Here is a 13,281-nt window from a genome sequence, read left to right on the forward strand (position 1 = left end):
CTGCCGCACCAGGTCGCTCCGGTTCCGGTTGCGGCGGATGTACGGGCAGCGCCCGCCGCTCCGGTTCCGGTTGCGGCAGGTGTACGGGCATTGCCTGCCGCTCCGGTCGGCGGCTGCTGGCTCCGGCTGTCCGGCTCGTCCGGCGGCTACTGCTCGGGCGGGACGTCGAGGTCGGTGTCGTCGGCGATGTCCTCGCACGGCACGGCCTGGACCTGGTCGGCGTGGGCGATCAGGTAGGCGCGCGCGCCGACGTCAGCGGTCGCGAGGGTGCTCACACCGGCCCAGTGGTCGCGGCCGAGGATCACCGGATGGCCGCGTTTCCCCTGGTACGACGCGGTCACCAGCGCCTTCGACCCGCTGCTGGCCGCGGCGAGCAGCCTGGCCACCGCGTCGGGCCCGATGCCGGGCGTGTCGACCAGCAGCACCGCGACCGCGACCGCGTCGGCCTCCGTCTCGGCCTCGGCGACCGCCGCCAGCCCCACCCGCAGCGACGAGCCCATGCCGCTCTTCCAGGCCGGGTTGTCCACCAGCCGCGCGTCACCGAGCTGCGCCTCGTCGCGGACCCGCGCCGACTCGGCGCCCAGGACCACCACGATCCGCGTGCAGCCGCCCTCACGGAGGGTCGCCACGGCGCGCTCGACCAGCAAACGGCCGTCGTCGTGGCGCACGAGAGCCTTGGGCCCGCCATACCGGCGGCCGCCACCTGCGGCGAGAACCAGTCCGACGATCGCGCTCAGCGGGGACTCCTCAGTGCTCCTGGGTGCTCCTCGGTGCAGCCTAATACCGCCGGTACGCTCCTTGCTCATGGCCCTGCACGATCACTGCTCGTATTGCGGCGTCGCCTATGCGTCGAACGCGCCGTGGCCCCGCGTCTGCGCCTCCTGCGGCGAGACGACCTGGCGAAACCCGCTGCCCGTGGCGGTCACGCTCCTGCCCGTCGAGACCGACGAGGGTCGCGGCCTGGTCCTCGTCCGCCGCGACATCGAGCCGAAGCGCGGCGAGCTGGCCCTGCCGGGCGGCTTCATCGAGTTCGGCGAGACCTGGCAGGAGGGCATGGTCCGCGAGCTGCGCGAGGAGACCACGCTGCTGGCCGACCCCGCCGACGTCCGCCTCTTCGACGTCCAGAGCACCCCCGGCAGCAACCTCATCGTCTTCGGCGTGCTCCCCCCGCGCCCCCTGTCCGCGATCCCCGCCTCCGTGGCGACCGAGGAGTCCCTCGGCTTCGAGATCGGCGTCGGCCCCCAGCAGCTGTGCTTCCCCACGCACACCGACGCCATGGCCCGCTACCTCGCCTCCGCCGACTGGTAACCCCAGCGCCGGGCGCTGTCGTGGCTACTTGGCGTCGGAATAACGGTCGACGACGGCGACGTCGAGTGGGAAGCGGACCTGGGTGTCGCCGAAGAGCAGGCGGCGGGCCTCGTCGCCGGCGGTGTGGACGGCCGTCACCACCGCCGGTGCCTCCTCGGCGGGGCAGTGCACGATGAACTCGTCGTGCTGGAAGAAGACCAGCTCGGCGGCCAGGCCGGCGAGGTGCGTGCGGAGCCTGGCGAGCACGACCAGGGCCCACTCCGCGGCGGTGCCCTGGATGACGAAGTTGCGCGTGAACCTGCCGCGCGCCCGGCCCCTCGCCCCGCCCCGGGCGTCGACCTCCAGGCCGGGCTCGTCGAAGCCCTCCCGCCAGCTGACCGACGACGGCGGGCAGGTGCGGCCGAGCCAGGTGCGGACCAGCCCGCCGGCCTCGCCGGTGCGGGCGGCCTCCTCCACGAGGTCCCAGGCGGTCGGGTAGAAGCGGCGCAGGGCGGCGAGGGCGGGTGCGGCCATGCCGCCGGTCTGCCCGTACATGGCGCCGAGGAGCGCGACCTTCGCCTTCGGGCGGTCGCCGTCGAAGGCCTCGGCGGCGAGCGCGGCGTAGAGGTCGCCGGCCGCGCCGGCCCGGGCGAGCCGGTGGTCGGCGGAGACGGCGGCGAGGATGCGCGGCTCGAGCTGGCCGGCGTCGGCGACGACGAAGGTCCAGCCCGGGTCGGCGATGACGGCCTTACGCACGACCTTGGGGATCTGCAGGGCGCCGCCGCCGCGGGTGGCCCAGCGGCCCGAGACGACGCCGCCGGGGATGTACTCGGCGCGGAACCGGCCGCCGCTGACCCACTGGTCGAGCCAGGACCAGCCGTGCGCGACCCAGAGCCGATACAGCTCCTTGTATTCCAGCAGGATCGGCACGGCGGGGTGGTCGACGTGCTGGAGCTCCCAGCGGCGCGTGTTGCGCAGCGTGATGCCCTGGCGGGCGAAGGCGCGCAGGACCTCGGCGGGCGAGTCGGGGTGGACCCGGGCGCCGAAGGCCTCGTTGAGCCGGGCGTTGAGCTCGACGAGGCGGGCCGGTGGCGCCCCCTCGATCGGTGAGGGCGGGCCGAGCAGCTCGCGGAGCAGGGCGTCGTGCACGTCGGCGCGCCACGGCAGGCCGGCGGCGCCCATCTCGGCGGCGACGAGGGCGGCGGCGGACTCGGCGGCGACGAGGGTGCGCATGGCGCCGCCGCCGGGGGCCATGGACGGCGCCGCCGCCGCGCGGATGCGCTGAGCGGAGAAGACACCGAGCACCGCATCGAGCGGCAGCTCGGAGTCCGCCGCGATGTCGAAGAGCGAGTCCTGCGCCTCGCCCGGTGGCAGGGCGGCGCGGGAGGGTGGGTCGGGCGGCACGGGGGCGCCGGTGAGCCGGGCGTGGGCGGCGGCGAGGGAGCGGGGCTGGCCCCAGTGGCCCTCGGCGCCGAGCAGGAGCGCCTCGGCGAGCTCCAGGTCGTGGCAGCGCTCGACGCGGACGCCGGCGGCGAGGAGGCGCGGATAGAGCTCGGCGGTCGACGGCCACAGCCAGCGGGGCCGGTCGCGGGCCTCGATCGCGGCGACCGCGGTGGCGAGGTCGTCGACGCGGCGCTCGGAGCCGCTCGGGGTGCCGTCGTCGGCCAGCGGTCTGATCAGACCACCGGCACCTGAGGGCATCACCGCGACGAGCACGACCGCATTACATCGCACACCCCCGACAGTTTTCGAGAAACCGCCGGGGGTGCGCGTGCCTTGGTGGGTTACTTCACTGCGCCGGCGGTGAGGCCGGCCTGGATCTGCCGCTGGAAGACCATGTACATCGCGATCATCGGAAGGATCGAGATCGTCAGGGCGGCGAACAGACCCGACCAGTCGGCCTCATAGCCCGCGGCGGTGGAGATGTCCTGGATGCCCTGGGTGAGCACCCACTTGTCCTCCGCGCCGGCCATCAGCACCAGGGGCAGCAGGAACTGGCCCCACTGACCGATGAGGTTGAAGATCGTGAGGCTGATCAGGCCCGGCTTGGCCATGGGCAGCATGACCGAGAAGAACAGCCTGGTGTGCGAGGCGCCGTCGATCGTCGCCGCCTCGGCCACCGAGTTCGGCAGCGACCGGAAGAACGAGGTCAGGAAGAAGATCGTGAACGGCAGCGAGTACGCGATGTACACGATGATCAGGCCGGTGTACGTGTTGAGCAGGCCGAGCTGCTTGACCTGGAAGAACAGCGGCACGACGGCGAGGAACGGCGGGAACGCGATGCCGGCCACGAACAGGAAGTAGATGATCCGGTTGCCGAAGAACCTGTAGCGCGCCAGTACATAAGCGGCCATCGAGCTCAGCAGCATCGTGCCGAACGTCGCGAGCGTGACGACCAGGACGCTGTTGAGCACGTACTGGCCGACGTGGGCCTTGTTCCAGGCCCGGCTCCAGTTCTCCCAGCGCAGGTGGTCCGGGAGGGTCCACGGTGCGCTGAAGATCTCCGTCGTGTTCTTGAACGACGCCAGGAACACCCAGGCCAGCGGGATGATGATCATCAGAGCCCAGATGGCGAGGAACACGTGGCCGAAGGCGCCGGCCACATTGGGCTTGCTGCGCGGGCGCTCACTCTTCGGTACCACGCGGGCACCGTGCCCGCCGCTGCGCTGACCCGGCGCGTCGCGGCCGATGGTTGTGGTCATGTCTCGGCCTCTCAGTACTCGTAGGACTCACGACGGGTGAGCCGCAGCGTGAACGCGGCGAACACCAGCGACAGCACGCACAGCGCGACACCGTAGGTGGCAGCGTCGCCGTAGCGGTTCTGCTGCATGTTGTTGTAGATCTCCAGGCCGAGCACGGTGGTCGCGCCGTCGGGTCCACCGTTGTCCTGGGCGAGCACCGACACGATGGCGAACGCGTCGAAGGCCAGGATTCCGAGGTACACCCAAGCGGTCTGGATCGTGTCCCAGAGCAGCGGCAGCGTGACGCGGAAGAACAGCGACACCTTGGACGCGCCGTCGAGCTCGGCGGCCTCGTAGATCTCGGCCGGGATGTTGGCCATACCGGCGGAGAAGAGCACCACGTAGAAGCCGACCGCCTGCCAGACGAGCACCGCGATGAGCGCGGGCAGCGCCAGGTTCTTCTCGATCAGGAAGCCGATCGGCTTCTCGAGCCCGGCCTTCAACAGCACACCGTTGATCAGGCCGGACTCGTTGGGCCGGTACACCGTCGCGAAGAGCACGCCGATGACCGGCACGGCGAGGACCTGGGGGAGGAAGAACACCACCCGGTAGAAGCTCGACCCCCAGACCCCCGACGTCTTGCCACCCCTGCCTTTGCCTCCCACGTTGAGGAGGAAGGCAAAGAGCAGGGCGAATGCGATCGTGGCCAGCGGCAGGAGAACGAGAATGACTGCGTGGTGCTCCAGTGCCTGCCAGAACCGGTCGGCGTGCAGCATCCGATCGTAGTTCTCCAGCCCGACCCATCGCTTCTTGGTGAAGCCGCGCCACTGGTAGAACGACAGATTGATCGTCTGCACGTACGGCCACAGGACGAAGTACGTGTAGAGCGTTACCGGCGCAACCAGGAACCCCAGGATGAAGGGGACTCTCCCATGCCGCATGATCAGGCTCCGATCAGCGCTTGAACTTGGTGATCGACGAGTCCTTCTTGATCTCGTCGGCCTTCTTCTGGATACGCTCGACGAACTGGTCGGCCTTGATGCGACCGAACATCAGCTCGTTGGTGGCGGTACGGGCCTCCTTGTCGAGGTCCTTGTACCAGCCGTCGAAGAACAGGTTGAAGACCTCGGAGCCGGCGGCCTTCAGCGCGTCCTGCGACGACTGGGTGCCCGGGGTGAAGGTCAGGCCGTCGGTGCTGCCCAGGACCACCGTGGGCGCCTTGACGACCTCGGTGAAGCCCTTGCCGCCGGCCTTCGACAGCATCTGGCGCATGTACTCCATGCCACCCTTGGGGTTCTTGCTCTTCGCCAGGACCATGTAGCCCTCACCGGCGGTCGCGCGCAGCGCCGTCGACTTGAGCTTGTCCGAGCCGGTGATGCTCGGGGTGGTCATCATCTGGTACTTGAAGCCCTCGGGTGTGTCCTTCTTCTGCTCGTTCTCGAGCCAGTCACCCGACGGGTACATGCCCAGCTGGTACTGGTTCTGCTTGAGCTGGACGTCGGTGTGCTTGAGACCCTCGGCACCCTGCAGGTTGTACTTGGCGCCGATCTCGGCCCACGCCTCGGCGGCCTGCTTGACCGCGTCGGTCTTCCAGGCACCGTCCTCGAGGTTGTCGATGTTCTTGAGGACGTCCGCGCCACCGATCTTCGCGGCGCTGGTGAGGATGATGTTCCACTGGTAGTACGCGGCGTTGGCACCGGCGTAGGCGTAGGGGGCGATGCCCTTGGCCTTGATCTTGTCGCACAGCGCGGTGAACTCGGCCCACGTCTTCGGCGCGGCCCAGCCGTTGTCGGCGAAGAGCTTGCCGGAGTACCAGATGCCGAACACGGTCGAGACGTAGTACAGGACGTACGGCTTGCCGTTGAACGAGCCCGTGTCCACCGTGCCGGGGACCAGGGTGTCGCGGACCTTCTTGGTCGGGTCGTCGACCGACGGCGCGTCGAACAGCGCGGTCAGGTCCTGCAGCTGACCGTCGGCGACGAGCGCGCCGAAGTCCAGCGACTTCTCACCGGAGTTGTTCACGAACTCCGGCGCGTTGCCACCGGCGATGAGGGGCTGCACCAGGGTGGAGATCGCCTGGCTGGACTGGTGCTTGACCTCGGACTTCGGGTGAGCCTTCTTGTACATCGGCTCGTGCACGTCGGTCGCGTACTTGTCGCCGTAGCCACCGTTGAAGATGACGACGTTGATCGGCTGGTCCTCGGGGGCACCCAGCGGGTTGGTCGCGCTGACGGCACCGGTGTTGCTGGTGCCCGGCTCTTCGTCGCTGCCGCTGTCGGCGCACGCGGCGAGGAAGCCCGCCGCGGGCGTGGCGACGAGGCCGGCAACGGCGGCGCGCTGCAGGACAGTCCGCCGCGAGAGCGCGTTCGGCGTCGACGGGGACTCGGGGGTAACGGACATGATCTGTCTCCTCGGTTCGGGTCAGGCGGTGCGCCGGACACGTCCGGCGTACCGCGACTCGAGGGTGTGGTTGTGCTCGTCCCCGCCGGGGACGTTTGCGGACAGGTAGACGGGAGCCACCTCGCCCGCAGCCTCGATGCGTCGCACGACCTCGGCGACCACCAGCTGCGCCATGAGCGCGTTGGTGACCGAAGAGACCGGGCAGACCGCGCCGCCGCTATCCAGCGACAGCAGTGCGTCACCGTACGGCGCGCCGTTGTCCAGCACGACGTCGGCGATATCGGCGAGTCGCTTGCCCGAGGGGTGCCTGGGGGACACCCGCTCGGTGTGCTCGACCGACGTGATTGCGATCAACTTGTGTCCACGCTGCTTGATCAGCAGCGCCATCTCGACGATCCCCCCGTTGATCCCGGACTGTGAGGCCATCACGAACACGTCCTCGGGACGCGGCGCGGCGATCTCGTACAGCTGGGCGGCGATCCGGGGATCGCGTTCCAGCTTCTCGTCCTCGAGGATCTGCGGGTCCTGGCCGCCGTAGACGACGAGGTCCCGCAGGAGGATCTTGTTCGTCGGCACGAGCCCGCCGGCGCGGCCGGCGAAGTCCACCGCCACCGCCTCGGAGTGCCCGGTGCCGAACGCCTGGAGGAGGCCACCGGCGCGCAGCGCGGTGACGATGTGGTCGGCCGCCTGGCTGACGTTGCCGACCTGGGTGGTGGCGATCCGGTCGATGACCGTCTGGATCGCGGAGACATAGCCATGGGCAGTGACGGTCATGCGGATGCCTCTTTTCCACTGGCCGACCGGTGACCGGCGACCGCCTGCGCGGTGACACTGAAGGCCGCGTGCGCGCGTTCGTGCGTGCGCTGCGCCACCGCGATGTACAGCAGGTCCAGCACCACCAGCTGGGGGTGCCGGGCGGAAAGGGCATCGGGCCGGAAGGTCGTCGCCTGCGTCGCGGTGAGCATGACGATGTCGGCGACCTCGGCGAGCGGCGAGCGCGGGAAGCTGGTCAGCGCGATCGTGGTCGCGCCCCGGCTGCTCGCCTCGGCGATCATCTCGATGGTCTCGCGGGTCTGGCCGCTGTGCGAGACGCCCAGCGCCACGTCGCCGGACTTCAGCAGCGCCGCGCTGGCCAGGCCGTTGTGCACATCGGTCCACGCCCACGCGGCGATGCCGATGCGGTGCAGGCAGAACTGCATCTCGCCACCGACGAGGGCACTGCCACTGGCGCCGTAGATGTCGACCCGGTCGGCCCGGGCGATGGCCTCCGCGGCGCGCTCGACCTCGGTGAGGTCCAGCAGCGAGGCGGTGTCGTGCATCGCCTGCGTGTCGGCCGCCATGATCTGGCCGAGGACACGCTCGAGGGGGTCGGTCGGCTGGATCTCGCGGCCGATGTCCATCGTCCAGCCGCCGGTACGCGACGCGCGGCCGGTCTCACCGGCGATGGCGAGGCGCAGCTCGGCGTACCCGACGAAGCCCAGTGCCCGGCAGAAGCGGGTCACGGTCGCCGGTGAGGTGCCGCTGCGCTCGGCGAGCTCGACGATCGTCGAGCGGGCCGCGGCGGCGGGGTCGGCGAGGATCAGCTCGGCGACCCGCTGCAGGGCACCGGTGAGCTCGGGCAGCTGCGCCCGGACCTTCGCCAGGACGCTGTCGCCGGTGACGATGGCTGGGAAGCCGTCGGCGCCAGAAAATTGGCCGGACAGTGCGCCCGCCGGGATCGACGACACCGGCGAGGCACTGACAGCGGTGTGCACCGCCGTCGTGAGCTCCTCGCGAGATGCCATGTCGTTCCCTTTCAGCAAAGTTCCTTAACTGTTAGTGGTAAAAGTTCTTACTGAGGGGCCCTTCTTGTCAAGGAGTTGGGCGAAGTTTTCAAACTGTTACCTAAGAAGTGGATCTTAAAGACAGCTAAAAGTGCAGCTCAGAGCCGTTCGTCACGTGGCCGCACCCCGGCCGCCGAGCGCCGGCCGACCCGACCAAGAAGACCAGACGCGACCGGGTGATCGTCAGGGTGAGCCGCAGATATAGCCCGTTTTGTTACAAGCGGGGATGCCGCGGTGATCGGTGGTTTTCATGAAGAAGGGCCGAACAGACCCTTTCGGTCCGTTCGGCCCCTTGCACCCGCTTGTGAGCGCACTCAGCCGGAAGCGCTCCCATGCGCCGTCAGTACCTTGGTCAAAATTTCCAGCCCTTCACGGGCTTCCTGCTCGCTCAGGTTCAGCGGCGGGCCCATCCTGATCGTCGTGCCGTACAGGCCGCCCTTGCCGACCAGCAGCCCTTCGCGCTTGCACGCCTCGAACACCGCGTTGGTCGTGGCGACGTCGACGAGCTCGACGCCGAGCATCAGACCCTTGCCGCGGACCTCGACGACGGCCGGCGAGGACACCGCCCGCAGCCCGTCGAGCAGGATGCCACCGACCCGCGCGGCGTTGGCCTGCAGGTCGTGGTCGAGGATGTAGTCGAGCACCGCGTTGCCGGCGGCGGTGGAGATCGGGTTGCCGCCGAACGTGGAGAACGAGATGCCCTGCACCGACTCCATCACCTCGGCGCTGCCGACCACACCGGCGAGGGCGAAGCCGTTGCCGATGCCCTTGGCGAAGGTCAGCAGGTCCGGCGTGACGCCGTGTGCCTGGTAGCCCCAGAAGTGCTCGCCGGTGCGCCCCCAGCCGGTCTGCACCTCGTCGGAGACGAGCAGGATGCCGTGCTCGTCGAGGATCTCCTTCCAGACCCGGAGCAGGCCGTCGGGGCCGCTGGTGAAGCCGCCGACGCCCTGGATCGGCTCGGCGATCAGGCACGCCACCGGGCCGGCCGTGGTCGTGGCGAGGACCTCGCGCAGGTCCTCGGCGGCGGCCCGCAGGTAGTCCTCGTCGGAGAGGCCCTTCAGCACGCCACGCAGCCGGTCGCCGGAGTGCAGGTAGCTGACGTTGAACGGGCTGAGCGGCGACGCGGACCAGGCCCGGTTGCCGGTCACGCCGATCGTCGCCGCGGTCCGGCCGTGGTAGCTGTTGCGCACGGCCAGGATCGTGTTGCTCTGCCGCCGGTTGGTGGTCAGCTGCAGGGCGGCCTCGTTGGCCTCGGTGCCGGAGTTGGTGAAGAACACCCGGGCGTCGGGGATGCCCGACAGCCGCGCGATCTTCTCGGCGAGCTCGACCTGCTGGCGGATCAGGTACAGCGTCGACGTGTGCGCGATGCCGGTCCGCAGCTGCCGCTCGACCGCCTCGCGGACCTCCGGCACGTCGTAGCCGAGGGAGTTGGTGAGCACCCCGCCGAAGAAGTCGAGATAGCTCCGACCGTTACTGTCAGTGACTCTTGCGCCCTTACCGGTGACGAGCTCGATCGGCTCGGCGTAGTAGATCGGCATCCACGAGGGCATGACGCCCCGGTGCCGGCGGAGTAGGTCATCCATACCGCACATTCTCGCGCTGGCGTTTTCACGCTGCTTCGATATGCTGTCCGGCGATGTTGACGGCGCCGCGACGGATCCTCACGTTCCTGGTCACCACATGCATGCTGGTGATCGTGTTCGCCGACCCCGCGGCCGCCGAGCCCGGCGAGGACGGTGGCAGCAACCTCACTGTCCGTCAGGCTCTCGACAAGGCGCTCGGCGAGTACAACGACGCCAAGGGCCGCCTGGACAAGTCGACCGCCGACCAGGCGGCGATCGAGGCCGAACTGGGCAAGACCCAGGCCCGCCTCGGCGAGCTGGAGGTGTCGGCCGGGTCGGTCGCCAGCGCCGCGTACCGCGGCCGCCGCGTCAGCCTGTTCAACGTCCTGGTCGGCAGCGACAACCCCGACCAGCTGCTGCACGACATGTCCACGATCGAGTACATGATCTCCCGCGACGACAAGGCCCTGCACGAACTGGCCGAGACCCGCAAGAAGCTGGAGCAGCAGAAGGCGGACATCGCCGCGGCGGTCGCCAACCAGCAGGCCCAGCTGAAGGTCATGGAGGCGAACAAGAAGGCCGCCGAGGACGCGCTGAAGAAGGCGGGCGGCGGCGGAGCGACCACCGGCGCCCCGACGGGCGGCACGGTCACCACCAAGCCGGTCGCGCGCAACTCCGACGGTTCGTATCCGAAGGAGACCTGCAGCCTCAAGGACCCGACGACCGGCAACTGCATCTCCCCGCGGATGCTCAACGCCTACAACGAGGCGAGGCTGGCCGGGTTCACGCACTACACGTCGTGCTACCGCAGCGGTGGCGGCGGCGACCACCCGCTCGGCAAGGCGTGCGACTTCTCCGCCAACAAGAGCACGTTCGTCAACGCCCGGGCGACCGGCGACGACCTCGCCTACGGCAACCGGCTCGCCGCGTGGTGCGTCGCCAACGCGAAGAACCTCGGCGTCAAGTACGTCATCTGGTACAAACGGATCTGGCAGCCCAGCAGCGGCTGGAAGTCGTACGGCGGCGACGGCACCCCCGCCGGTGACCACTACAACCACGTACACCTGTCGATGCAGTGAGCTAGTCCCGCTGCGCGTCCAGGGCCAGCAGCGCGACGTGCAGCGACAGGCACGCCTGCACGTCGTCGAGGTCCGCGCCGATGATCCTGCGGATGCGGGCCAGCCGCTCGTAGAACGCGGGCCGTGACAGGTGGCTGTGCTCCGCCGCCGCCGACTTGTTGCGCCCGCACTCCAGGTACACCCGGAGCACACCCAACAGTTGCTCGCGGGGGTTCCTGGCGTCGTGCGCGAGCAGCGGCCCGAGCTCCCGCTCCACGAACGTCTGCAGCCGCGGCTCGTCACGCAGCATGTGCAGCAGCCCCGGCAGGCCCACGTCGGCGAGGCGGACGACGTCCCCCGGGCCGGCCGCCGGCCGCCGGACCGACACCGCGACCTGGCTCGCCTCCAGCAGCGAACGGCGCGCCTCCCTGGGCGTCGCGACCCCCTCCCCCGCCGCGACCACCACCGCGCCGCCGGCGAGCTCACGCACCCGCACCGCGAGCCGCCGCAGCGCGTCCGGCTCGTCCTCGGCGGCCCGCAACGCCAGCAGGACCCCGACGAGATCGCCGTCGAGCGCCCCGGCGAGCCCGGCCAGCGACGTGTCCCGCAACGCCCGCGCCGCCACCCCGGCGGAGCACCCACGCAGCACCACCCCGACGAGCTGCCGTCGCTCCAGGTGTACGCCCAGCGCCTTCGCCCGCACGATCACGTCCGCCACCGGGGCGGTGTGGCCCACGAGCGCCACGAGCAGCGCCGACTGCGCCTGCCGCTCCAGCGCGTCCTGCTGCTCGTCTCTCTTGGTGAGCCGCGCCAGCGCCAGCGTCGCCGCGGCCCGCTCGATCAGCGTCACGTCACGGTCCCGGGCCACCGGCAGCCGGATCAGCAGCCGCCCCCAGTCCTGCCCGCGCGCCCCGACGACCGTCACGAGCCAGCCCTTGCCGGCGTCGTGCCCGGTGCGCCCCGCCGGCTGCACCGCCCGCGAGTGCGCCTCCCAGTTCGCCAGGAGCAGCTCCGCGGACCCGCCCGCCGCGTCGTAGGCGAGGACCTGCCGCGACAGGTTCTCCAGCACGACGGGAGCCCCCGCGAGCGCCGCGGTCTGCGCCACCACCTCCGCCGGCGCCGCCCCCTCCACCGACAGGTCCGTGAACCGCTGGTGGATCTCGGCGGTCGCCCGCAGCTCGGCCAGCTGCGCATCCACGATCATCCCGTGCACCGCCTGCGTGATCAGCACGAACGGCGTCCCCCGGTGCAGCTCGACCAGCGGAAACCCGAGCTCCTCGGCGGTCCGCACCATCACCGCCGGCAGCCGCCGCTCGAACCGCCGCCCCATCTCCACCGCCAGCCCGCACGCCCCGACGTCGGCGATCTCGGCCACGAACCGCCGCAACCCCGCATCATCAGGCGGCAACCCGATCCCGGTGATGAGGATCAGCTCCCCACCCCGCAGCAGCGTCGCGATGTCGGGCACCTCGGAGCTGTGCACCCACCGCACCGCCTGATCCAGCCCACGCTCCCCCGCCACGACCCGCGGCGCACCGTTACGGACCGGGTCGAGCTCGAGCACCTCACGCACGGACGGGAACATCAGCGCGGATGCTACAACTTCCCACCCCACCCCCGACCGCTCCCGCCGCCACGCCCTCGCCCTCGTCGAGCCGTCGCCCCCATCCCCCGCCCAGGCCCCCGGCCTCCGTCGCCCCCACGCGAACCCACCGCGCTCCCGTCGCACCCGCCGGCCCTGCCCGAGCCCGCCGCGCGTTCGTCGAGCCTCCACTCTCGTCGAGCCCGCGGACCCCAAGATCCCTTGCGCGAGGCCCACTGCGCCCTCGTCGAGCGCCCGCCCTCATCGCCTCTGCGCGAGTCATCGAGCCCTGCCCCGTCGAACCCGCCGCGCCTTCGCCGAGCTCTGCCATCATCGAGCCCGCGGACACCGAGACCCCTGCGCGAGTTTCGTTGTGCCCGCATCGAGGCCCCGCCCTGATCGCCCCCTGCGCGAGCCACCTATGCCGTCATCGAGCCCGCCTCCGTCGAACCTTCGCGAGCCCCCGCCGCGGCCTCGTCGGGCCGCAAAACATCGAGCCTGAGCCCTGCGCGAGCCCGCCACCCCGTCCGCCCGGCCGCCCACAGCCCTGCCCCAGCCTCAACGACCGTCACGAGCCAAGCCTTTGCCGGCGGCGTGCCCGGTACGCCCCGGCTGCCGAAAGCGGGCTTCCCAGTTCGCCAGGAGCAGCTCTGCCGCTCACCGCGTCGCAGGCCGAGCCCGCCGGCCCCGCGCGAGCCCGCCTCACCCTCGAACCCGCCACGTACCGTCAGGCCCGCCGCGCTCTCGGACCGCCGCGCTCTCGGACCGCCGCGCCCCCGGACCGCCGCTGCCCCGGCCGTCCCGTCGCCGGAGCCGCCGAGAGCCCTTGCCGCCCGGGGCGCGCCCGGCTGTCCTGGCCGACCCGCCGATCCCCCGCCGCCTGCCCTC

11 protein-coding genes are annotated in these 13,281 nt (G+C 70.7%); 2 read left to right on the forward strand and 9 right to left on the reverse strand.

Annotation, left to right across the window (positions count from 1 at the left end):
• Positions 1-146: 146 nt before the first annotated feature.
• A complete protein-coding gene (locus ACQEVZ_RS16200) occupies positions 147-806 on the reverse strand; it encodes a nucleotidyltransferase family protein (protein WP_433367125.1) in 660 nt (219 codons plus the stop codon).
• Here ACQEVZ_RS16200 and ACQEVZ_RS16205 point away from each other — a divergent pair.
• Positions 805-1,308: an NUDIX domain-containing protein gene (locus ACQEVZ_RS16205; RefSeq protein WP_344502893.1), complete on the forward strand. Its 504-nt coding sequence runs from the start codon at positions 805-807 to the stop codon at positions 1,306-1,308. The two genes, ACQEVZ_RS16200 and ACQEVZ_RS16205, sit on opposite strands and share 2 nt — an antisense overlap.
• A 24-nt stretch (positions 1,309-1,332) precedes the next feature.
• Here the strand turns inward: ACQEVZ_RS16205 and ACQEVZ_RS16210 are convergent, their stop codons facing one another.
• From ACQEVZ_RS16210 to ACQEVZ_RS16240, 7 genes are all read right to left on the reverse strand, one after another.
• Positions 1,333-2,988, reverse strand: coding sequence for a bifunctional 3'-5' exonuclease/DNA polymerase (locus tag ACQEVZ_RS16210; protein ID WP_433376793.1), 1,656 nt, complete (start codon positions 2,986-2,988; stop codon positions 1,333-1,335).
• 83 nt (positions 2,989-3,071) lie between these two features.
• Positions 3,072-3,929, reverse strand: a complete 858-nt coding sequence (locus ACQEVZ_RS16215; protein ID WP_433367128.1) for a carbohydrate ABC transporter permease — start codon at positions 3,927-3,929, stop codon at positions 3,072-3,074.
• Between the two features lie 71 nt (positions 3,930-4,000).
• Entirely contained in the window at positions 4,001-4,909 is a 909-nt protein-coding gene (locus ACQEVZ_RS16220; RefSeq protein ID WP_433367131.1) for a carbohydrate ABC transporter permease, read from the reverse strand.
• Positions 4,910-4,922: 13 nt separating this feature from the next.
• Positions 4,923-6,368 (reverse strand): N-acetylglucosamine/diacetylchitobiose ABC transporter substrate-binding protein, encoded by a 1,446-nt coding sequence (ngcE, locus tag ACQEVZ_RS16225; RefSeq protein WP_433367134.1) that lies wholly within the window; start codon positions 6,366-6,368, stop codon positions 4,923-4,925.
• 21 nt (positions 6,369-6,389) lie between these two features.
• Positions 6,390-7,142 (reverse strand): SIS domain-containing protein, encoded by a 753-nt coding sequence (locus ACQEVZ_RS16230; RefSeq protein WP_344502896.1) that lies wholly within the window; start codon positions 7,140-7,142, stop codon positions 6,390-6,392.
• A complete protein-coding gene (locus tag ACQEVZ_RS16235) occupies positions 7,139-8,152 on the reverse strand; it encodes a MurR/RpiR family transcriptional regulator (protein ID WP_360562805.1) in 1,014 nt (337 codons plus the stop codon). Before ACQEVZ_RS16235 ends, ACQEVZ_RS16230 begins: the two co-directional genes overlap by 4 nt.
• A gap of 353 nt (positions 8,153-8,505) precedes the next feature.
• Entirely contained in the window at positions 8,506-9,783 is a 1,278-nt protein-coding gene (locus ACQEVZ_RS16240) for an aspartate aminotransferase family protein (RefSeq protein ID WP_433367139.1), read from the reverse strand.
• A gap of 44 nt (positions 9,784-9,827) precedes the next feature.
• Between ACQEVZ_RS16240 and ACQEVZ_RS16245 the strand changes: the two genes are divergently transcribed.
• Positions 9,828-10,832 (forward strand): coiled-coil domain-containing protein, encoded by a 1,005-nt coding sequence (locus tag ACQEVZ_RS16245; protein WP_363408254.1) that lies wholly within the window; start codon positions 9,828-9,830, stop codon positions 10,830-10,832.
• Position 10,833: 1 nt separating this feature from the next.
• Here the strand turns inward: ACQEVZ_RS16245 and ACQEVZ_RS16250 are convergent, their stop codons facing one another.
• The gene (locus tag ACQEVZ_RS16250; protein WP_433367142.1) at positions 10,834-12,396 is read right to left on the reverse strand and encodes a PucR family transcriptional regulator; all 1,563 of its coding nucleotides are present in this window, start codon (positions 12,394-12,396) and stop codon (positions 10,834-10,836) included.
• Between the last annotated feature and the right edge of the window lie 885 nt (positions 12,397-13,281).

It is taken from the genome of Dactylosporangium sp. CA-152071, assembly GCF_050936335.1.
Taxonomy (GTDB): Bacteria; Actinomycetota; Actinomycetes; order Mycobacteriales; family Micromonosporaceae; genus Dactylosporangium; species Dactylosporangium maewongense.